This window comes from Paenibacillus mesophilus (assembly GCF_005938385.1).
GTDB lineage: Bacteria > Bacillota > Bacilli > Paenibacillales > NBRC-103111 > Paenibacillus_AB > Paenibacillus_AB mesophilus.
The window spans coordinates 1-20,402 of sequence record NZ_VCRA01000031.1 but is presented as its reverse complement, the minus strand read 5'-3'; the positions used below and the strand labels follow the sequence as shown (position 1 = coordinate 20,402).

Annotated in this window: 21 protein-coding genes and 1 riboswitch; of the genes, 6 read left to right on the top strand and 15 right to left on the bottom strand. The window is 51.8% G+C overall.

Going from position 1 to position 20,402, the window contains the following annotated elements:
* Positions 1-206 precede the first annotated feature (206 nt).
* Positions 207-1,067 (bottom strand): GNAT family N-acetyltransferase, encoded by an 861-nt coding sequence (locus tag FE783_RS31550; protein ID WP_138883385.1) that lies wholly within the window; start codon positions 1,065-1,067, stop codon positions 207-209.
* 284 nt (positions 1,068-1,351) lie between these two features.
* A riboswitch (PreQ1 riboswitch) is annotated at positions 1,352-1,395 on the top strand.
* 139 nt (positions 1,396-1,534) lie between these two features.
* Here FE783_RS31550 and queC point away from each other — a divergent pair.
* The 4 genes from queC to queF are packed head-to-tail and all read left to right on the top strand — an operon-like array spanning position 1,535 to position 3,902.
* Positions 1,535-2,203 carry a 7-cyano-7-deazaguanine synthase QueC gene (queC, locus tag FE783_RS31545; RefSeq protein ID WP_138883384.1) on the top strand — a complete coding sequence of 223 codons (669 nt, stop codon included), beginning with the start codon at positions 1,535-1,537 and terminating at the stop codon, positions 2,201-2,203.
* Positions 2,200-2,640 (top strand): 6-carboxytetrahydropterin synthase QueD, encoded by a 441-nt coding sequence (gene queD / locus FE783_RS31540; RefSeq protein WP_138883383.1) that lies wholly within the window; start codon positions 2,200-2,202, stop codon positions 2,638-2,640. Before queC ends, queD begins: the two co-directional genes overlap by 4 nt.
* Positions 2,637-3,392, top strand: coding sequence for a 7-carboxy-7-deazaguanine synthase QueE (queE, locus tag FE783_RS31535; RefSeq protein ID WP_138883382.1), 756 nt, complete (start codon positions 2,637-2,639; stop codon positions 3,390-3,392). Before queD ends, queE begins: the two co-directional genes overlap by 4 nt.
* A gap of 12 nt (positions 3,393-3,404) precedes the next feature.
* A complete protein-coding gene (queF, locus tag FE783_RS31530; RefSeq protein ID WP_138883381.1) occupies positions 3,405-3,902 on the top strand; it encodes a preQ(1) synthase in 498 nt (165 codons plus the stop codon).
* A 561-nt stretch (positions 3,903-4,463) separates the two neighbouring features.
* Here queF and FE783_RS31525 read toward each other — a convergent pair.
* The 4 genes from FE783_RS31525 to FE783_RS31515 all read right to left on the bottom strand — a co-directional run bounded on the left by FE783_RS31525 (position 4,464) and on the right by FE783_RS31515 (position 9,871).
* Complete coding sequence (locus FE783_RS31525; protein WP_138883380.1) at positions 4,464-7,241, bottom strand: DUF4838 domain-containing protein; 2,778 nt, start codon at positions 7,239-7,241, stop codon at positions 4,464-4,466.
* An 80-nt stretch (positions 7,242-7,321) separates the two neighbouring features.
* Positions 7,322-7,447 carry a hypothetical protein gene (locus FE783_RS38760; RefSeq protein WP_274381468.1) on the bottom strand — a complete coding sequence of 42 codons (126 nt, stop codon included), beginning with the start codon at positions 7,445-7,447 and terminating at the stop codon, positions 7,322-7,324.
* Positions 7,448-7,504: 57 nt separating this feature from the next.
* Positions 7,505-7,855 (bottom strand): hypothetical protein, encoded by a 351-nt coding sequence (locus FE783_RS31520; protein ID WP_138883379.1) that lies wholly within the window; start codon positions 7,853-7,855, stop codon positions 7,505-7,507.
* 156 nt (positions 7,856-8,011) lie between these two features.
* Positions 8,012-9,871, bottom strand: coding sequence for a glycosyl hydrolase family 28-related protein (locus FE783_RS31515; protein ID WP_138883378.1), 1,860 nt, complete (start codon positions 9,869-9,871; stop codon positions 8,012-8,014).
* An 89-nt stretch (positions 9,872-9,960) separates the two neighbouring features.
* Here FE783_RS31515 and FE783_RS38080 point away from each other — a divergent pair, with 89 nt between their 5' ends.
* Positions 9,961-10,179, top strand: a complete 219-nt coding sequence (locus tag FE783_RS38080; protein ID WP_202916296.1) for a hypothetical protein — start codon at positions 9,961-9,963, stop codon at positions 10,177-10,179.
* Between the two features lie 305 nt (positions 10,180-10,484).
* Here the strand turns inward: FE783_RS38080 and FE783_RS31505 are convergent, their stop codons facing one another.
* Positions 10,485-10,922, bottom strand: coding sequence for a hypothetical protein (locus FE783_RS31505; RefSeq protein ID WP_138883376.1), 438 nt, complete (start codon positions 10,920-10,922; stop codon positions 10,485-10,487).
* 284 nt (positions 10,923-11,206) lie between these two features.
* On the opposite strand from FE783_RS31505, the gene FE783_RS31500 reads away from it, so the two are divergent.
* Positions 11,207-12,085, top strand: a complete 879-nt coding sequence (locus tag FE783_RS31500) for a sugar phosphate isomerase/epimerase family protein (protein WP_158302154.1) — start codon at positions 11,207-11,209, stop codon at positions 12,083-12,085.
* Here FE783_RS31500 and FE783_RS31495 read toward each other — a convergent pair.
* From FE783_RS31495 to FE783_RS31450, 9 genes are all read right to left on the bottom strand, one after another.
* Entirely contained in the window at positions 12,051-12,650 is a 600-nt protein-coding gene (locus FE783_RS31495) for an NUDIX hydrolase (protein WP_138883375.1), read from the bottom strand. The two genes, FE783_RS31500 and FE783_RS31495, sit on opposite strands and share 35 nt — an antisense overlap.
* Positions 12,651-12,687: 37 nt before the next feature.
* The gene (gene rpiA / locus FE783_RS31490) at positions 12,688-13,356 is read right to left on the bottom strand and encodes a ribose-5-phosphate isomerase RpiA (protein WP_138883374.1); all 669 of its coding nucleotides are present in this window, start codon (positions 13,354-13,356) and stop codon (positions 12,688-12,690) included.
* Between the two features lie 191 nt (positions 13,357-13,547).
* Positions 13,548-14,990, bottom strand: coding sequence for an MFS transporter (locus FE783_RS31485; protein WP_138883373.1), 1,443 nt, complete (start codon positions 14,988-14,990; stop codon positions 13,548-13,550).
* Positions 14,991-15,656: 666 nt separating this feature from the next.
* The gene (locus FE783_RS31475) at positions 15,657-15,968 is read right to left on the bottom strand and encodes a DUF1871 family protein (RefSeq protein WP_138883372.1); all 312 of its coding nucleotides are present in this window, start codon (positions 15,966-15,968) and stop codon (positions 15,657-15,659) included.
* A gap of 31 nt (positions 15,969-15,999) precedes the next feature.
* On the bottom strand, positions 16,000-16,218 hold the full coding sequence (locus FE783_RS31470) for a helix-turn-helix domain-containing protein (protein ID WP_138883371.1): 219 nt from the start codon (positions 16,216-16,218) through the stop codon (positions 16,000-16,002).
* A 10-nt stretch (positions 16,219-16,228) separates the two neighbouring features.
* Positions 16,229-16,711, bottom strand: coding sequence for a DUF2975 domain-containing protein (locus tag FE783_RS31465; RefSeq protein WP_138883370.1), 483 nt, complete (start codon positions 16,709-16,711; stop codon positions 16,229-16,231).
* A 183-nt stretch (positions 16,712-16,894) separates the two neighbouring features.
* Positions 16,895-17,545, bottom strand: a complete 651-nt coding sequence (locus tag FE783_RS31460) for a nucleoside/nucleotide kinase family protein (protein WP_138883369.1) — start codon at positions 17,543-17,545, stop codon at positions 16,895-16,897.
* A 178-nt stretch (positions 17,546-17,723) separates the two neighbouring features.
* Positions 17,724-18,518: an HAD family hydrolase gene (locus FE783_RS31455; RefSeq protein WP_138883368.1), complete on the bottom strand. Its 795-nt coding sequence runs from the start codon at positions 18,516-18,518 to the stop codon at positions 17,724-17,726.
* 226 nt (positions 18,519-18,744) lie between these two features.
* Positions 18,745-20,163 (bottom strand): DUF5050 domain-containing protein, encoded by a 1,419-nt coding sequence (locus tag FE783_RS31450; protein ID WP_138883367.1) that lies wholly within the window; start codon positions 20,161-20,163, stop codon positions 18,745-18,747.
* Between the last annotated feature and the right edge of the window lie 239 nt (positions 20,164-20,402).

Here is a 20,402-nt window from a genome sequence, read left to right as displayed (position 1 = left end):
GTTCGTTCAAGCCCATTTCCAAATTCCCCATGCAAAAGGGTCACCCTTTCGCTTTAGTTCGGTAAAGAACTTAAACATTCTGGCGTACAAAAAGGCCCTCGTCTCCATAGAGACGAGAGCCCGTTTAGACCGGCGGCACCAAAACCTTTATGCCGAAAACCATTCGGATCGCAAATCATTTACATCATTATTCGTCATTACCCCCCTCACTTGAACCGGTACAAAATCGAATCCTGCACCGGATTGTACCCGATCTTCGCATAGATCGAGTTCGAGGTCGGATTGGACAAGTCGGTATACAAGCTGCAAAATCGGTAGCCTTCGTCCAGCAGCAGCCGGCTGAGCGAAGCGACGCAGGATGAGGCGTATCCTTTGTTGCGGTGCAGGATCGGGGTGTAGACGAGACTCAAGACGATGCCGTTGCGGGTAGGCCGCGTTTTCTTAGCCATGCTGACCGGACGCCCGTCCTCCCACAAATACAACGACGCGCCTACGATGTTCTCCCGCGCTTTCTGCGCCGCATCTTCCCGGCTCATGTTCTCTCCCACCGATTCCGCGAACTCGTGAATCCAGTCGGCCACCAGCTCCAGATCGTCCGTACCGGCCAATCGGATGCCGCCGGCGCTGAGCGGGACCGCGTTTACCTCGTCGAGCCGGTATACCCGCTGATTCATCTTGACGTATGGGGTCGCCCGCTTGGCGGAAGCCCATGCGAATGCCAGCTGTCCGGCGATCTCGGGCGGTCCGACTACTCCCGGCAATTCCGCACCTTGTTCGATCAGATGAGCTGCGGCGAGCCGAACGGCTTGCTCCAGCTCCGGCTGCGGCCCTTCCCCGGCAACGATCATATTGACCGGGGTCATGAGCATGACGAGAACGGGGCTTCCGTCGCGTTCTTCCACCGCAGCCATAAACGGTTTGGCCGTCTTATCGCCTCTCGTCTCCTGCTGTATGAGCACATGAGTCAAGCCGAGCAGAAGATTGTTGCCCGCTTCGTTCCGTTCCAGATAAGAACCCGTCCGCTCCAGAAAAAGCCGGGCGCTGTCGAATAGCTGCAATTTCATCATGATCCCTCCCCTGTGCCTTGACCTAAGCAGCTTTAACGGAATTACCGCCTTGACAGACGACCGGGGCTTTGTGGACCGGCAAGTCCCGGTCGTCAGAGAGCAGGTACGCTATTTACGTTAAAGTTCCTAATTGTTTTCGAAACGTGCGGCCGATTTCCTTCCGGTTGACGAGAAATATTATCCAGAAGCCCCCTATTCCCTTCTGGGCGCTTCTGTGCTATAGTACGTGAGAAAAACTAAAGAAGAAATTCCGGATCGTGGTCCTGCCCCAAACGGCGGGCGCTCCGGGAGAGGTTCGCGAACTCCCTCTATAAAAAACTACCCAGAAGCGATGGCCCCGTTCAGGTATCGTCGTTTTTGCGTTCGGCGCGAAGCGGGCAACACCGTTTTCGCGCCGATTCTTTAGGTGAAGCCAGGGAAATTTGCACGGATCTCGTTCTTCTCGGATAAGAGAGGAAGGTGCTCGAATGAACAAGACGAAAGCCGTCGTCGTATTCAGCGGCGGGCAAGACAGCACGACGTGCCTGTTCTGGGCAATGGAGCGGTTCGACGAGGTGGAAGCCGTCACGTTCGATTACGGCCAACGGCACAAGCTGGAGGTCGAGGTCGCCGCAGCGATCGCGAAGGAGCTGAACGTCAGGCACCATGTGCTCGACATGTCCTTGCTCGGACAGCTGGCGCCGAATGCGCTGACCCGTACCGATATCGCCATCGAGCAGCAGGAAGGCTCGCTGCCGACCACGTTTGTGGACGGGCGCAATTTGCTCTTCCTGTCTTTCGCGGCTATCGTCGCGAAGCAGATCAGAGCGAAGCATATCGTGACCGGCGTGTGCGAGACCGATTTCAGCGGCTATCCCGACTGCCGGGACGTGTTTATCAAATCGTTGAACGTGACGCTCAATCTGGCGATGGACTATCCGTTCGTCATCGATACCCCGCTCATGTGGCTGAACAAGGCGCAGACGTGGGAGCTTGCCGACCGGCTCGGCGCTTTCGATTTCGTCCGGAAGCGGACGCTGACGTGCTATAACGGAATCGTGGCGGACGGGTGCGGGGAATGCCCGGCGTGCCTGCTGCGCAAGAAAGGTCTCGACGATTATTTGGCCATGCCGGGACAGGAGGCGCACTCGCGATGATGCAGCAAATTTATCCGACAGTGAATCATTCGTACGCTTACGAATTGAATAAAGATATGCAGTTTGCAGCCGCGCACTATATTCCCGCCGACGAAGCGGGCAAGTGCCGGAAGCTGCACGGCCATACGTATTTCGCGAATATTACGGTTGCCGGAGACACGCTCGATTCCGCCGGCTTCCTCGTAAACTTCTCCAAGCTGAAGCAGCTTATTCACGAACGGTTCGATCATTCCGTGCTCAACGACGACGCCGAAAGCTTCAGCGCCGACGATCCGGACCGGTTTCCGACGACGGAGGTCGTCGCGCGCACGATTTGCGAGATCGTGCAGCGCTATTTGGATCAGCTGGGCAACAACGCCCGCTGTCTGCAAGTGTATTTGCGCGAAACGCCGACCAGCTATTGCATGTACCGTCCGAAAGCGGGTACCCGCCCATGAATGAGCGCGGAAGTGAAGTCGTGACGGAGGGCCGCCGCATTCCCGTAATCGAAATATTCGGTCCTACCGTGCAGGGAGAAGGCAGCGTGATCGGGCGGAAAACGATGTTCGTCCGCACCGCGGGATGCGATTACAGCTGCGCTTGGTGCGATTCGGCCTTCACTTGGGACGGAAGCGGCAAGGCGGATATACGGCTGATGACGGCGCAGGACATTTATGCGGAGCTCCGGCATATTGGCGGGGATACGTTCGCACACGTGACAATCTCCGGCGGCAATCCTGCCCTGCTGCCGCAGCTCGACGAGCTGGTAGGGATGCTTCACGGGCACGGTATCCGGGTTGCGCTGGAGACGCAGGGAAGCCGCTGGCAGGACTGGTTCTGGGACATCGACGATTTGACGTTGTCGCCGAAGCCGCCCAGCTCCCGCATGGAGACGAACTGGCGGACGCTGGACGGCATTATCGCCAAATTGACGGACCGGAACCGGCCTTTCACCTTAAAGGTCGTCGTCTTCGACGAAGCGGATCTGCAGTATGCAGCCGACGTCCATGAGCGGTATCCGCAAGCTCCGTTCTATGTGCAGGCCGGCAACGACCGGCTGAAGGAAACCGAGCCGGAGCGGCTGCTTCCGTATTTGCTGGAACGGTACGAATGGCTCATCGACCGCGTCATGTCGCATACCGGGTTGAAGCAAGTACACGTGCTCCCCCAGCTTCACACATGGGTATGGGGCAACAAAAAGGGCGTTTAAGGAGGGACAATCATGGCAGGAAGAACGGAGGAAGAGCTGAAGGGCATCACGCAGCTCGGCAATCAGGGGACCGATTACCGGTTCCAATATTCGCCGCATATTTTGGAAACGTTCGACAACAAGCATCCCAGGCGCGACTATTTCGTCAAATTCAATTGCCCCGAATTCACGAGCCTCTGTCCGATGACCGGCCAGCCGGACTTCGCCACGCTGTATATTTCCTATATTCCGGATCGCCGCATGGTGGAGAGCAAGTCGCTCAAGCTGTATTTGTTCAGCTTCCGCAATCACGGCGACTTCCACGAGGATTGCATGAATATTATTATGAACGATTTGATCGCGCTGATGGAGCCGAGATATATCGAGGTATGGGGCAAGTTCACGCCGAGGGGCGGCATCTCCATCGACCCGTACTGCAACTGGGGACGCCCCGGCACAAAATACGAGCAGATGGCGGAGCACCGCTTGTTGAACCACGATCTGTATCCGGAGAAAGTGGATAACCGATAAAATTCGCAAGAACAGGGTCGATTGCTTTGGCGGTCGGGAACCGATTGGAATGGAACGACGCTTCTTGCCCTCGAAAAGTCCGATTGGCAAATGGGCCGTTAGTCTGCTTATTTGCAAAGCGGTTAAACGCTGACGACCGGGGATAAGCCGGCGTCCCGCCGTCTTATCCAATTAGCGCCGCCGACCGCCTGTTGCATGATCTGCACATGCCGACTACTTAATGGGTAATCGAACCGTTTTGAAGCAAGTTGCCTCAAAAGCTTGGCCGCTTCGTTGTCAGCACGGCCTGTTGATCGGGATGCAGACTTACAGCCACGCCGTTTTGCCGGTTTCCGCGCTTTCGTTCGACGCTTCGATGAAGCGGAATACGACGACATGGGACGTGTCCAGGCCGATCAGGCCCAGCTTCAACTCTTTCCGGCTTCCATTTTTATTGTAAATGGCCGATGCCTGCGATTACTTGACCTTTTCCACGAAAAACCGGGCCTATTCGCAATAACGAAGCGGCTCTTCGGGCATACGATCATGTCCCGAGGAGCCGCCCGAATATCCGGAGGCCTGTCAGTTCAACGGAATGACCTCGAAATCGTCCACATACAAAGATTCTCCCTGGTTAAACGCATTGGCATACAGAACGAGAGACAGCTTCGCGACCGGCACGCCGTTGATCTGCGCGGGGATATCGCCGACCCAGGCGAGCGTCGCCCAGTCTCCCGAAGTGTCGGCGGCGATTCGCCGATCGGTTCTGAAGGTGGAAAGTGTTTTGTTGTTCGCATCCAGCAAGCTTGCCGTCATGTATACGCTCCCCGTTCCGCTAATACTGTCGGGCAAGGTGTAGTAGTCGGCCGTCACTCCGTACACGCCGGCTGTAACCGAAGTGATGAGCGTTACCGCGCCGAACGTGGTGATTCCCTTCATCTCCGTGCTGTAGCTGCCCGTATGCGCTGCGGCGGTGGTCCGTTGAATCACCTCGCTCGTCACCGGGGGCTGTTTCCAGTACCCGAAGGGGGGAGCGCTCGTCACGGTGCCCGTCTCGAACGAGGCGTTCGTGTTGATCGGCGCCGTGCCCGACGCCTCGGCCACAATCAACTTCAAATAATTGCGAACCTTGGCCGAAGTGCCGGCGGACGCAATCTGCTGCTGGATCTGCGTTCTCACAATCCCGCCCGCCGGTTCGGAGGCCACCCATGCGGCCAAAGCATGAAGCATCCGATCGTTGAACCCGCTCCATACCGTGTTGTAATTCCAAGTTGTCGGCAAGTATCCTTGAATGAGCCACGGATCCGAGTTGAAGCTCTGCACGAGCGTCAGGCGAGAGTCGGCCAGCTGCAGGCTATCCACGTATCGGTCCAGCCAATCGAGTCCTTCCGCTGCGCTGGCGACGGGCGGAATATCCAGATTTCTCGGATAGCTGAATACGGAAGCTTCATAGTACTCGAACTGGTCGAGGAGCATCTGCGCCCGCTTGAGCTGGGCGGCCGTCTGGGCGTTTGCGACAGCGGCTTCCAGCCACCCGCGGCTCAAGACCATGTCCTGGTCCGTCACCGCTTGCAAATACCCCATGTTCTGGAGATGCATATAGTTACTGCGCCCCTGCATCGCTCGCCAGTTCTTGTACCAGCTCGTCTCGAAGACGCGATCCGTCCAGAACTGCTCCCAATAATCGTAGTACGCTTTCAAATAAGGAGCGGCCGCCGGACCGACGGCTCGCTCGTACCACTCGTCGAGCAGCGCATCCTCGTCGACGTCGGGGTTCCATTGCAGCTTAGCCGACAGCCACAATTTGGGGCCTTCCCCCCAGTTCGCATAAGCTTCCGCAACTTGCACATCGGCACCCTGATCGCGAGCGTACCGGTAGTTGTCCGCCATCTGGTGCGGGTACACTCTCGGAACCGTGTAGGGAGATCCGTACAAATATTCATAGAAGCCGAAGGTCAGCGCGGCCTCGCTCCAGGCGTCGGTCAGGTCGCGCCCCTCCGTGCCCGCGACGGGCTCCGCCCAGGAAAGTCGGTCATCCGTAATAAAGGGAATGACATGCGAATTCAAAGTCACATTGGTCGGCGGATCGTACACTTCGGCATAGGCCAGCACGCCGAAATATTTGTCCGGGTACTGCTGCAGGACGCCGGCGGCCACCTGATTCACCCAAGAGTAATAGATGTTCGACATGTCTTGCCACCCGATCGAATTGAGCTTGTTCGGATAAGCGGGATGACTCGGATTCGCTTCGCAATATCCGCCCGAATCGTTCACCGTGAGCGAATACGAGACGGCGTTCGGATTGTTGGCGAAGTATTGCTTGATCGTGTAGACCGCTTCCGCCATCGTATCGGGATTCGAGAAGCAAGGCTGCCAGCCGATGTTGCCCGTGGGGACCTGGCCATTCGGATAAAAATCCGGACGTGTCGCCCCGTACTTCGATGGCGGAAACAGATTGTGCAAGTTGTGGGCGGGATTGACCACCTGGCGAATCTTGTTGTTCGACGTCCACTCCGTATACATGGGCCAGATGGACGAGTTGGCCGACGGATAAATGTAGAAGTAGCGGGAGAAGAACGCCGGGTCTTGTCGCACCGTCTCCTCTGGCACCCTAAGCTCGTCGCTAACGGGCACATCCTCGCCGTCCGGTCCGGGCAGCAGCCAGCGCACGCCAACGTATTTCTCGAGAAATTCATTCACCCCGAATTCGGTTCCGAATGCGGTCGGGCCGACAATCGAGATGCTCTGCCCCTCCGAATGGATTACGAACCCGTCATCCTTCAGCCCGGTCAGAAGCGAGGCGACACCGGTATGCTCGGGCGCGGCCATGCCGACGTACACATGAACGGTTCCCGCCGGCTCGTTCGGGTCGATCTGCGAGGCTACGGGCAGACTGGCCCCCGTGGACTTTTCCGCATAGCCGGACAGCTTGCCCGCGGCTGCAACCGTTTTCGAATTGGCATTGGCCGCCACGAGCACGACAGCCCGGCCTTGCCCGTTTGCCACAAGAGCCAGCCCTTCCGACAGCGTAACCGACAAGATGGCCGTTCCGCCTTCCGCAAGTTGGAACGCCTCCGTAGTACGAGCGGCGTAACCGGATGCGGAAACCGCAACGGTATGGACGCCTGCCGGGACGGACGGTATGTAAAATTGGCCGTTACCGCCCGTCGTTGCGGCAAGTCCGGGGTAGCCGACTACGGTCACGGATGCCCCGCTCAGGGCAATATTGCCCGTACCGTATACCGTACCGGTTATGGCTCCCGGCACCGGATTCCCCCATATGGTGCCGGTCCAAGTCAACAGAAGACATAAGGTCAATACGGCGACGAGCATTGTGCGAATCGTTGTTTTCGCGTTCATACCATGTCCCTCCCAAATCGTAGTGATGATGAATTCCTGTAAACGCTTACCGAATCATGCGCAATCCCTGCCTCTTTTTATCACTTGCCCTTTAGCGTTCGAATTTGCTTGTTCACTTCCTCTTCCGCTTCCCGAAGCGCCGAATTCAAGTCTTTCTTGCCCACCGCCGAATAAATGACCGCGTTGTAGAATTGTGTCGTGGCCACACTGTTGTACTTGGTCCAGTAGCTGGAAGGGCCGTATTTTTTCCGGATAGAGCGCTTTCACATTTTTGCCCTGAAACAACGGCGAGTTTTGTCCGAAAGCGCTTTTGACCGTTTTGTCTTTGACGACGGGCAGCATCCGTCCGGCCTGGCCGGTTCGGTTTGGATCTCGCCGGAAGTCAGATAGGCGATGACATCGAACGCGTCGTCCTTGTATTTGCTTATGTTCGTAACGCTGAAGATGGTCGGGTACGGTTGAGCGCCCACGCCCGGCGCTTCCTTGTCGCTCGGGAACGACGCGATAACGAAGTTCATCCCCTCGAGTTGGGCGTATTGAAGTCCGCTGATCGACAAGAACATCGCGGTGTTACGGTCTTTGAAGAAGCCGTTTTTTTGAGTAAGGACGTTCAACTGTTTTTCATCGTATGCCGGATCCTTGTAGAAACGGATGATGTTCTCGGCGAAGCGTTTCCAGGCCCCGTAGAGCTTTCCGGTCGTAAGGCCCCGCCCCGTCAATTCGGGGGCGGGACCTTTCTGCTGGGAGCCGATGATCGAAACGGACCGAAATCAAGCTTCGATTGCGCCGAACCTCTTCCATGTGCCGGGCGATCCCGCCATCACGCAAACCCATCCCGTGTAACCGCCGGCCGCACTGTTGTCGTCGTACAAAACGGTGCCCTTGCGGTATTCGCCCAGCGTTGGCTCTGCCGCGGCGTAGGCCCGGTCGTTGTTGGAATTCGTCCATATTCGGCACAGTTCCGGCCCGGTCGCTCCAATTCCGTAAATTTGAAAGCTGATCAACTGTTTCATCGCCACCAGCAGTTGAATGGTTTTTACGTCGGGATGAACGCGGATGTCGGTCAGGGCAGAGTCGTTGGATTCGGCGTACGTTCCCCCGTAGTAGGTGTATAAATAAGGCTCATTGCTGGAGACGATGTACCGGTTGTACTCCCAGCCGTCGCCGGCCGTTGCCGGCACGCTCTCTCCCGTCAGCAGCGAGCCGCTTGCGTCCAGACAGCGGAAGTGAAGCCGTGTGCCCGTACCGGATACGGTGTTTTTGACGAACCGGAACGTTTTCAGGAGCGAAGTGTCCACATACAGGCTGAGAATCATTCGCGAGGTCGCGCAATTGACGCTTTGCCCGTTGAAGGTGACGAGCGAGACGCCGGATTCGACGACGGAGCTGCGCTGAAACGCGCCGTCCAAAGACAGCAAATCCAGATTACGCACGAACACTTTGTCTCCGTCGTAATAATTGCACTTCTGAGCGATGAAGCCCGAATCGAACAGCAGCGTTTTATTGTCGTTGACCGCGTTGCGCAAAGATTTTCCAAGCTCGTACAGTTTCGTCGAACTGAGCGCCATGGTGAAATTGAAATGGTTGTCCCGACAGTCCTTCAGGTAAGCGAAATAATTCGGATTGTTCGACTCCGTACGTACGGCGATAAACCGGTTGCCGCTGCAATTCACCATATGAACGGGTACCGTGAAGTGCGTTCCGCCCACTCCCATCTCAAATTTCGGCGAATAAAATGCGTTGCCGTTCAATCCGTTATAGTCGGTTTCGAATTTGACCCCGATAACCTGGTCGTAGCCGCCTGTAAACGAGCCTCCGTAAAACTCGTTGCCGTTCGCCCAGCCCTTGTTTTGGTTTTTGATCAGCACGTGGACCTTCCCGTATTGAAACATGCCGAGCGAAATAAAATTGGAGTAGAAGCCCAGGCCGTTTTTCGCAGATAGCAGCACGTTTGTGCAAAAGCGGGTGACTGATCCCAGCTCGATCGTGTTGTGGTACAGGTTAACGAACTCCACGCCTACGGAGCTGCCTGCAAAATTAATCGTTTTTTTGTCGACGGAGAGCTTATACGTCTTATTCCGCGTATACGCCATGTCGGAGCCGATTTTGACAGCGGTTCCTTCCCCGTCGTACACTAGAGCGCCTTCGCAGATGAAGCTTAGAGTTGGGGGGACTTCGATCGTATCGTTGATCAGATAGCTGCCGGGAGGTACGTACACCGTCCCGGTCGAGACCGCGGCGATCGCTTGCCGGATGGCGGAGGTGTCGTTCGCGATGCCATCCCCCTTGGTCCCGAACCAGGCTGCGTTGACCGGCTCCCGTCCGTACAGCCGCTTAAACCGTTCCCCGTATGCCGAAACGAGCACCGTTCCCGTATTGTCCACTGAGGCTGCGTCGGCCGGGTCGAGCCGGAAATGCCCCTCCTGGCCCGGATCGGTCACATAATAAAGCTCGCCCGCGGCGGAATCGGTCTTGCTTCGAATTGCCGCGATTGTGGTCGGGATGACGCAGCTCGAGCAGCTGTTCCCATCCCCGTATACGGCTGAACGCGCCAGCCCCGCCTGCAAGCCGCCTGCGGCGGCGGCGGCGCCAGCCAGGCCGATCGCAGTCAGCAACTTTCTTCTGCTCATGTTTTCCGTACCGTTCGTAACAATCCCTCCGTTTTGTGGTCTTGCGTTAGCCGGCCGGAATAACCGGTTTCCTCATCGAACAGAGGCTGATGATCGGCAGCGCATTTGAAAGACCGATTCTCTTCCATAATGGTGTGGGTAATGTACATATTGCCAGCATCGTGAATCAACCCGATGCTGCCCGCACCGACCATATTGACGAGGCGCAAGCCGGATTCAACCGTTTCGACCAGCGAATTATTATGAATTTCCAGAACGATCTTTTCCCCTTGTGCGTACGCCGCCTCTGCGCATTTTTCAGCCATTGAGCTGATTTGGCGCATTATCCAGCATAAATATGTGGATTAGGCCGACGGCATTCTTCAATAATCGTCATTTGCTGCCGCACCTGCTGTGGTGTGATTTCAAAAGGAGCACATTCACCAACGTCTGATATAGCATGCCGTATAAGTTCTTTTCCAAGGAATCTAACGTCATACAATCTGAACAATTTGTTATATCCCAACTCCCCTTTTGTGGAATTACAATAATTGTATATGAAACCGCATACATACCGTAGGACGATTGATTGCAAGAGATAGTCTATCGATGACTGTTTTGGAGAAATAACCGCTTAATTATAACCGGCAGCAGAGACCGAAATGGTCCGGAATCCGCTCCGGTCCTCCACGGATAAGCCTGCAAATCGCAATTCACCCATATCCCCCCATTCCGCGGGCAGGGATGCATAACCCGTCTCGAAAGGAGCCGCGCGTACGCAGCCAAGCTTCGATGCCATGTTGTGCAGCCGCCCGTATGCGATCGTCGTTCCTCCCCTTGAAGCATACTCCCATACATGCTTGGTCGTGGCCGGCAACTCGGGCGCAAACGCCACAATAGCCACATCAAGGCGCGCTTCGGTCAAACGTTCGGTTCCGTCGAGCCATTCGAACGGAATGCCCGCATGGTTCAGCACCTCGCCGATATACGCTGCGAACACGTTGACACCGCGCGCCCGCCGCCGTTCGGCCTCTTTCTTGTCGAATACGACACCTACTTTTGCCATGTTCACCTCTTGCTTCTCTCCCAAACCTAGTGATTCAGACCGTCTCCGCTTGCCTGGAATAACAATTTTATTATAAAAGCGATAACCGGACCGATTCTTCTCCTTTTGAACAAAAAATAGACGGAACCTGCAATAATTTGCAGCAGCTGTCCTTAAGTAGCTCCAGCGATGTTCCCGCCTCCTTATAGCAGAATCGCATGAGTTTTAAGTAGGAAACATGCTTCGATGCGCGGCGTCCGCCGTATATAATGTAGCTACATCATTTCATGGTGGTCATAGCGTTGACGAACATGATTCAGCATCGCGTGAACGATTGTAGCAACGCCTCCCCCCGACTGGACATTCAACAAGCTTGGTGGACCATGGTCGGACTCGGCGACGGACAACGCGAATGGACGTTCGAGGAAAAGTTCGAGAAAATCGCCGAAGCCGGGTTTACCGGCATAGTGGGGTTCGTTCCGGAGCCGGCAGAGGCCGAGCGATGGCGGCGAAAGCTGGACGAGTACCGTTTCGGCTTCGGAGCGCTGGCTTTCCCGCGTAAGCGTGAGGATTTGCGGAAGGTATTGCATCAGGCGAAACATTTCGGCGCCCAATATATCAATGCACAAGTGATGGATTCGTTCGTTATCGGAGATGAGGCAATAGCTTTGTTAAACGGGCTGATCGACGAAGCGGCTGCCGCTCAAATGCCGTTTTTTGCAGAGACCCACCGCGGGCGAGTCACTCAGGACTTGCACCGCACGGTGGAATACGTTAACGCCATTCCGGATTTGCGTCTGACGATCGACTTGTCCCACTACGTTGTAGCCGGGGAACTGGCAGACGGCTCCGCGCAGGCCGAGCCGTTCTTCGATGATCTGTTGCGGCGAACTTCGGCTATTCATGCACGCGTATCCAACGGGCAACAGATTCAGGTCGATATCGGGCCGAACGGCGAGCATCCTATGGTACCGCATTTTATGCGCTGGTGGGAGAACGGAGTGCGGTATTGGCTGCAGGAAGCGCTGCCGGGAGATGTGCTTCCTGTTCTTCCCGAACTCGGGCCTCCCTCTTACGGCATCACTTCGGACAACTATGCGGCAAATCGTCTGGAACTATCCGATCGCTGGCAGCAGGCGCTTCTTTTCAAACGCCTCATCTTGGACGTATGGCAGCGTGCGCAGCGTTAGCGACGATTTCGGGATGTCTCTTAATCAATATATCCAGAAGTCGCAGGTGCGGAAAAGGTTCCAAAGGAAAATCGAGCGGAAGCGCATCGCCAAAAACGGCGCGGCCGCCCGATTCCATATACTGTCCGAGCGTTATTGGAGCCGAAACGATATTTGCAATATCCGCCGGACTCAGCAGCAAGATGCCCTTCGTCTCGGCAGACGGTACGGGGGAATCGTGTGACGTAGCCAAATAAACGGGCGTGATCCGATTGCCCGGTGTCCGTTTCCCGACCAGTATCGGTTCAACGTCTCCTTCCTGCCAGCCCCCGACAATTAATTCCGGCTCGTCGGATGCTTCGTACCAGTATGTCGCCGGCGGCTTGACCGGGACAATATGAAGTGCCGCCTCCTCGAACGCTTCGCGCGAAGCGCATTGCCAGCCTGTCTCGTCTCGTTCCCGATGTCCGCCGAGTCTTACGACACCCAGTGCCGTTCCCGCTTTGGTAGGTCCGACTTGAAACGGAAAGAGGCCGTTTATATTTACGTAAACCCCGGCGGTAACGACGTTTTCGTTCAAATTCACCTCGTCACTCCTCTCGTCAAGCGACAAAGCTTCGAACTTACTTCCGAAGCTCTTGAACGGAACCGTCCCGATAACCGACAATTACCTTATCCGTCATACCGATAAACAGCCCGTTGTCAACGACGCCCGGTATCGCATTGATCGCGTTATGAAGCTCGCCCGGCCGCTCGATCATCCCGAAGTTGCAGTCCACAATGTTGTTCCCGTTATCGGTCACGTATCGATTGTGGTCCACCATTCTCGGCTTCGGATCGCATCCGAGCGCACCCAGCTTTCGCACGGTCAGCTCATGGCCGAACGGTACGATCTCTACAGGCAAGCGGAACTGGCCGAGCCGGCTTACGATTTTGCTCTCGTCGACTACAATCAAGAGCCGCTTGCTGGAAGCGGCTACGATTTTCTCGCGTAATAATGCGCCTCCGCCGCCTTTGATCAAGTTCCAATCCCGGTCGACTTCATCGGCGCCGTCGATCGTAAGATCGATTGCTTGTACGGCCGAGAATGGAATGATGCGGATTCCGAGCTCCTCCGCCAAGCTTTGAGATTGAACCGATGTCGCTACGGCCGTAATGGCAAGCCCGTTGTTGACGAGTTCACCCAGCTTCCGGATGGCCCAATAAGCGGTCGAGCCAGTACCTAATCCGACGATCATTCCGTCTTGTATGTAATCCGCCGCTTTCTCGGCGGCTATCCGTTTTGCTTCCATACTGTCACCCCTTTGGATGATTCGGCCTGAACGTACTTCCTGAAATCAGCATTGCACAAAAAAACTTATATAACAAGCCCGGTCACCCAATACAAACAATTTTAGAACTGTGACGCGGAAATGATTCGTACACTTCGCACCATAAAGGAAAGCTCCAGCCAACTATAAGTTTGGCTGGAGATCCGTTGCAATTACATGGCTGAGGGAGCACTTGATTCCCCTTGTTTGGGAGTATGGATAAACAGCAGCGCCAATATCGCACCGGCAAATGCTACGATGCCGGACCAAAAGAACGCTTGATGAAATCCATCATTTAGAGCAGTTACAGGATCGCCTCCAGTATGGGAGGCTGTCGATGATGCCGCGATCGCGACCATGATGGCCAAACTGATCGCCGAGCCGATCTGATAGCTCGTATTAGCAAGACCAGATGCGAGCCCCGCTTCTTCCGGCTTAACGCCCGACATAGCGGCCATTGTAGCAGGGATGTAAGCAAGGGACATTCCGAGAGCGCCCAAAAGCGAAGCAGGGAGCACATTCATTACGAAATTGCCGTCCGCAGGCGTGTTTCCGGAGAACAGGAGCATCGAACCTCCGAGCGCAATCAATCCTATAACCAAGTTCGCTTTGATACCTAGCTTTCCGATCAATTTACCTGTAATGAATATCATGAAAATGGCAATCAATATCGTCATCGGCAGCAAGCCGACCCCGCCGGCGAAGGCGGAAAATTTCAGTACTTGCTGCATATAGAGATTGAGGAAGTACCATAGAGGTATCCACCCACCGGACAGCATAATGAGCGCGATATTGCCGGCTGCCAGGTTCGGCGCTTTTAAGATTCGTAAGGGTACAAGCGGTTCTTTTTTCACGGCTTGGATAATCAGGAAGAGGATGAACAACACGGCCCCCATAATTAGCGTCCATACGGTGGAAGGCGCTCCCCAACCGTTGTGTTCTGCAGTAACGATGCCGTACACGGCCAACACCAATGCCGCAGTAACGAAAATAGAACCCGCAACATCAATGCTGCCTTTTCTGCGCGTCCCTTTCCCCAAAAGTCCGGGGGATACTATTAAGGCAATAATCCCGACTGGAACGTTGATCAGAAATGTCCATTGCCAACTCAACCACTCGGTAATAACACCTCCGAGAAACACCCCCGCCGATCCACCCGCAGCTGCTGAAGCACCCCAGAAGCCCAATGCCTTTCCGAGCTCTCTTGGATTGCCGCTAAACAACATCATGACGATGGTTAGTGCCGAAGGTGCAATCAAGGCGGAACCGAATCCTTGCAGCGCGCGGCCGACGTTCAGCGACTCCTCGTTCCAAGCCAGACCTGCAAGTAAAGAAGCTAGTGTTAATATCGAAAATCCCCACATAAACATACGCCGCTGACCGAAAAGATCGGACAAACGACCACCTAATAGCAGCAGACCGCCAAAGAAAATGACGTAAGCATTAAATATCCATTGCAAGTTTTCCTGTGTGTATCCGAGCGCTTCTTTGATGGCCGGCAACGCCACCCCGATGATTGATGTATCCATGATCACCATGAAATTCGCAAGACATAACAAAGCCAACGCCTTCCAGCGTCTTGGATCGGCTTGCGAAAGAGCTGCTTGAGTCGCCATAATAAAAACCTCCTCAGATTACGAATCATCCGATCAATACCGGAATCCAAAATCAACGCTCGCGACGGCCGTCCAGTGACGAGGTTCATTCAGCTCCAAAATTTACCGGAGTCCGATACTGATATACTATAGCCCCCTACCCTATATTGTCAAGAAGGTTTTATACGGATTACAAAATTAAAAACTTAAACATTCAAGGTCATCAGCCATCATGCCTGCATAGGAAATAATGAGTTGATAAATTAGTAAAATTATAGGCCCGTAGTTTCCAACCATTCATGTTACGCCCTTTTTCTCACGCCGGTCGACGCACCTTCAAGCCAAATGAATGCTTGGTTGAACAATCAAAAGGCCGTCGAACTAATCGGCGGCCATACTTGTGATTAAATTAACGACTCCGTAATTTAAACCGGCTTTTCGAAGAACTGACGCCCATAAGTGTATTGTCTCAAGTCACCTGCACCGGACAAAATGGCTGCGATGTAGATTGGTCCGAGACCTTCATAGTAACCGCGGCTTACAACATCGGCGATAACAAGAGCATCCTTCGGATCACTCTTAGAAGGACTGACCGAGACGCTCCTTTTTTTGACAAAGCCCATTTCTTAGGCTATACAGGAAAGTTTAGTTAATGCAAACTTCCTGATTATGTGAGTCCAGTTTGCGTTAGCTTAATAACGTATCATTGTTATTCGTCGTGAGTTCAGATATTTTAAATGCCTGCTTCAAGCATGTTAGCTGATTTAATTTCACACCCATTTTATCGGCAAACACCGTATAAATTAACTTTGCTAGATCTGTTTCAGTCCTACATGACGACGATTTCTGCACAATTTCTTTGATTTCAATGCTATATTCGTCTTCTGGAGCACCTCCTACTAATAAACTGACAGGGTCCCAGCTATTAATTACTTGCGTTAAAAACTTTATATCTATATTCACCGGTTTATCACCTTTTATTTTTGTTTTGAACTCCATTATCGTTTCCCGTTAGAATTTGTTGTCTGTTTTATTGAGTGTCTTCGTCGCTTTTGTACTCCAAAATATCACCCGGCTGGCAATCCAAACTCTTACATATCGCTTCTAATGTTGAAAAACGAACCGCTTTTGCTTTCCCATTTTTCAGAATGGACAGATTCGCCATAGTAATTCCAACCCTCTCCGAAAGTTCTGTTACGCTCATTTTCCTTTTTGCCAACATCACATCAACATTGATGATAATCGCCATGATATTCACCTCAGATCGTTAAATCATTTTCTGATTTTATATTAATAGCTTCTTGTAAAAGTCTTTGGAGAACCGCGGCAAAAACGGCGATCACCATAGAGGCGAAAATAATAACCAATCCGATTGGCATGAAACTTGGAGGGTCTACTTTCTTCGCCATGAGATAGTAGAGTGGCATACCTAGCAAGTATAAGGTACTGGTTGTGATGGCACAGTATTTTATATTCTTTAAAGCCTTTACGGATAATTCCGAGAACGCTTGGTTCTTTTCAATATAGCTTAAAAGTTTAAAAGCCTGATACAGAGCAAAGTAAAAAGGTATCGCTGCCGCGTACATATCGATTAAAACGAGAGATTTCATATAAGCGATATTCGGATACAATTCTTCAGCAAAATTCCCGATCTTAGGTACTAAAAATATGCATAAAGCAAGAATTGGGATTCCAATAAGAATAACAGCCATCTTCAAAAAGAGTGTTGTTCCCCGTTTCATAAAAAGCACCTCACTAATTTAATTATAAAATGACTTTAACATATAATTTATTGTTTTAAAATAAATTTATATCGTTTATTATCGTTATTGTTAATAGAATATCCTTTTTATTTTAAGCAAAAAAATAAAAAGCATTTCTCATTACAAAGAAATGCTCTTACTTAAAATGTTAAATTTACAAGCTCAGCATGGTGGAGAAGTCGAGCGTAACCAATGAATAATCGAATCAAATAAGTGAAGAGAGAATGGATGATCAGAGGGTTGCTTAAATTTCGGCATAGCGTTGTTAATGTTTATGACATTTTGTTCGATACTTATCGCATTAAACTTATTCACATAGCCATGGAACCAATTATTGATCTGCAAATAATAAGTCTCTCGTGGTTTATTAATTCTCATTAAATGATCGAATTCAATACGCTCTCTAGTCGGGTCGTTTGCCTTTCTTCTTCGTAATTCTTGTTCGGTGGTTGTTAGAAGAACATATCCATCCACGAATCCAATAGATTGATGCTCTAATTGTTTTCGGTAAAATAACTCAAGTTCATCTAACGCTAGACAATTCTGATAATTAAAGGACCAATTGAACCATAGCGGTTTGAATGGATCGCTGTCTAAAATGACTAATTCATGGATTTTTAACTTCTCTTGCGCTAATTCCCAACGCTGGACTTCTAAGTTTAGATAATGGATTGCTTTCTCGTATGCATTAAGATTCGAAATAGGTTTCCTTATAACTTCTGGTATTGTAAAAACATCAAATTGCTTGGTTAATTGTTTACATGTTGACGTCTTGCCAACAGCACTTGGCCCTTCTATACATATCAGTGGCATAACATAGACTCCATCCAAATGAGTTTTTGAACAATTGTCTACATCTCCGTTTCTTTGTGACGTAGAGCTATTATCGCTTGCCTTTTGTTATTTATACTATGGCTGCCGGCACCTCAAAGTAAGGTACATGCTCATATATATTTTGCTGGGGCGTCCTCACTCAAGAACAAAAGGAGGATTACAGTACAAATTTCTCAAGTGCTGAAGCAACACCGTCGTTATCATTTGATTCGGTAACGTATTTAGCACAATTTTTTAGTTCGGTTATTCCATTACCCATTGCAATTGGAAATCCGCACATATGAAAAAGTCCCAAATCGTTAAAATCGTCTCCGAATACCATTACCTGTTCAACGTTTATCCCGATCTCATTTAAGACCCATTGCACGGCATCTTCTTTTGAAGCTGATTTATGCATAATTTGAACCAATACTCCTTCGTCAGTTGCGATCACGTTAACTTGGTCACCGAATTGCAGGATAAGATCTTTCCATGTGCTGTAACCAACAACGAGTATTTTGGTCGGAGACATTGAAGAGATAAAATCGTAATCGACTACTTGTGGTTTAGAATCACTCGAACGGGCACCAAACCGAGCACACTCTGAGTCGGGAACTGGTGTGCACGTATACCATGAGTCATTTACTTCATATGAGATTGTCGGGTGGGGTTCGTTTAGCCCAATGAATTTAATAATCTGTTGGCTAATCTCTGTTGGGATACTAATGTGCCGCTGAATTTGCTTAGATTTGCATGTTACTAGGGCACCATTGTAGAAAACAATGTAATCTACAAAAGGAATATCCTTTACGAATTGTTTAGCGACTCTAGGCGGTCGTGCTGTGGCAACAATAATTTGAATTCCGGATTCAAAACACTTTTTAACCGCACGATAATTCCGAGGAGATATGGATTTGCTACTATCCAGTAACGTTCCATCCAAGTCTAATACAATTGCTCGTATTTCCGACATCTATATCCCCTCATTTTATAAATAAATTCCTCCAATTATATCCTAATAACGGTGCTAATGGTAGCCTCATTATTAGATTTTTCTTCCAGTAAGCGCAACAAAAAGGCTGCCGATCCATGTCGGCAGCCGCGTCCTTCGTGAATATGGAGTTAACGTGTTCCGTTAGTGGAGACGAGAAATTTTAGACCGCACGAACATTATTCATGCATGAACAATGGCCTGACCGTTATTTCATTTCCATACGGTCGAGCCGGCTGTTCCCCTCCCATGCGTGGTTGTAGTACAGTGTGTCGCCCGCGAAGTAAAGTGAAGTCGCACGAGCGGTCGTCAGGCCGGTTCCCCCCGTACCGTCAAGGCGGAACTTGTCGATATTGCCGGAGCCCATAATTCTGAAATTGCCTGCGGCCATGTAAATCCAGCCCTGGCGGTAATGAAACGCCCTAATCAAGCCCTCCGAGGTATGCAGTGGAATATCGACCAGCCCGTCCCCGCTCATTTTGTTCAATCGTTTACCGTTCTGGCTAACATAATAGATCCATCCGTCGATGAGGATCGCACGGGTCACATCTTCGCGAAGCTTCCGATTGTCGGAGCCGTCCAGGTTCATCCGAAACAGCATGTTCTGTCTGACATAGTAGATCGTATCCCCATCCAGAAAAAATCCGGAAAAGGACGAACTTTGGTCTTTGGCCAGGAGCACTTGATCCTCCGTACCGTCAGTCTTCATCCTACGAATGCTGTCGGTCCAGTAATAGCCGCCGCCGTTTGTATCATGCATGTAATAAATCCAGCCGTTGTTCACCCATAGCTTTTCGGCAGGACCGGCGGAAAGCTGTGTGCGCCCGGTCCCGTCGGTTTTGATCTTGTAGATGCCGCCGGGATCATTTGAGGAGGGAATCGTGTAATATAGCCAATCCCCTTCGATGTTGAGGTACGCGGCATTGTCGTCCGACAGCTTCACTTCCTCGCTGCCATCCGTTTTCCGTTTCACCAGTTGACTCGTTCCGAAATATTTGATCTCCGGATTCATATAGATCCAATCGCCTTGAACGGCGAGTTGTCCGTTATTCGCCACATTGAGCGCATCGGTCTGCTTCGCTTGCACATTCGTTCCGCCTCCGCAGGACTCGATCCCGAAGCCCTGTTCCGCATCCCAGCTCGTCATCCATCCGAAAACGTCGTGCGTAAACCGCCACGTCATCGGAAAATACGTGATATTGCGGTAAAGCAGCAGCGGATACGGTTCAGCCGCATTGTCGATCCTTTGTCCGTTTACTTGAACTGGAAACATGGCAAGCTCAGCCTTTTGTGTATCGTCGTTTGAATGGATTGTGGAAGTCAAATCCTGTTGGAGCGGTATGCAGGCGTCCGTCTTTGCCAGCGACATCCCCTGCATTGGGTCCCACTGTGCCGTAAGCCCCAGTGCGGTCATGTTGTTCCAGGTCATCGGGAAGTACGTGATATCCTTATACACGAGAAGCGGATATTCGCTGTGCCGCACATCCAGCACGGTACCGTTCACGGTTACGGAAAATTCGGGAAAGCTTACCTCGACCCGGTCAGTTGCGGCATTGGAGACGGACGGCTGCAAGGCAAGCGGTATACTCAATAGCAGTGCATAGAGACAAAGACGGGCTTTGTTCAAATCGAATTCATCTCCTCATGAATTACTTCTTATATGTTATAAACGGTCGTTATTTCCAAAATGTTTCAAAAAAAGATGTTGTAGCTGGAGCTCCATATGGCAGAACTACACAATCCTCCCTCTATGAATAAATGCATATCTCCAATTTCCTCTTGTTTTCTTACGATTTCGTTGAGGGGGAGTTTTAATAGACACAGCCTCACAGGAACAAAATTGTACAGAAGGGGATTTTTGGTTTC

Coding starts and splice junctions, on each gene's coding strand:
- FE783_RS31470 (WP_138883371.1), bottom strand. CDS start 16,218: ATGGCGATTATCATCAATGTTGATGTGATGTTGGCAAAAAGGAAAATG.
- FE783_RS31500 (WP_158302154.1), top strand. CDS start 11,207: ATGATTCAGCATCGCGTGAACGATTGTAGCAACGCCTCCCCCCGACTG.
- queC (WP_138883384.1), top strand. CDS start 1,535: ATGAACAAGACGAAAGCCGTCGTCGTATTCAGCGGCGGGCAAGACAGC.
- FE783_RS31515 (WP_138883378.1), bottom strand. CDS start 9,871: ATGAGCAGAAGAAAGTTGCTGACTGCGATCGGCCTGGCTGGCGCCGCC.
- FE783_RS31460 (WP_138883369.1), bottom strand. CDS start 17,545: ATGCCACTGATATGTATAGAAGGGCCAAGTGCTGTTGGCAAGACGTCA.
- FE783_RS31485 (WP_138883373.1), bottom strand. CDS start 14,990: ATGGCGACTCAAGCAGCTCTTTCGCAAGCCGATCCAAGACGCTGGAAG.
- FE783_RS31550 (WP_138883385.1), bottom strand. CDS start 1,067: ATGATGAAATTGCAGCTATTCGACAGCGCCCGGCTTTTTCTGGAGCGG.
- FE783_RS38080 (WP_202916296.1), top strand. CDS start 9,961: ATGATCGGCAGCGCATTTGAAAGACCGATTCTCTTCCATAATGGTGTG.
- queF (WP_138883381.1), top strand. CDS start 3,405: ATGGCAGGAAGAACGGAGGAAGAGCTGAAGGGCATCACGCAGCTCGGC.
- FE783_RS31455 (WP_138883368.1), bottom strand. CDS start 18,518: ATGTCGGAAATACGAGCAATTGTATTAGACTTGGATGGAACGTTACTG.
- FE783_RS31525 (WP_138883380.1), bottom strand. CDS start 7,241: ATGAACGCGAAAACAACGATTCGCACAATGCTCGTCGCCGTATTGACC.
- queD (WP_138883383.1), top strand. CDS start 2,200: ATGATGCAGCAAATTTATCCGACAGTGAATCATTCGTACGCTTACGAA.
- rpiA (WP_138883374.1), bottom strand. CDS start 13,356: ATGGAAGCAAAACGGATAGCCGCCGAGAAAGCGGCGGATTACATACAA.
- FE783_RS31475 (WP_138883372.1), bottom strand. CDS start 15,968: ATGGAGTTCAAAACAAAAATAAAAGGTGATAAACCGGTGAATATAGAT.
- queE (WP_138883382.1), top strand. CDS start 2,637: ATGAATGAGCGCGGAAGTGAAGTCGTGACGGAGGGCCGCCGCATTCCC.
- FE783_RS31465 (WP_138883370.1), bottom strand. CDS start 16,711: ATGAAACGGGGAACAACACTCTTTTTGAAGATGGCTGTTATTCTTATT.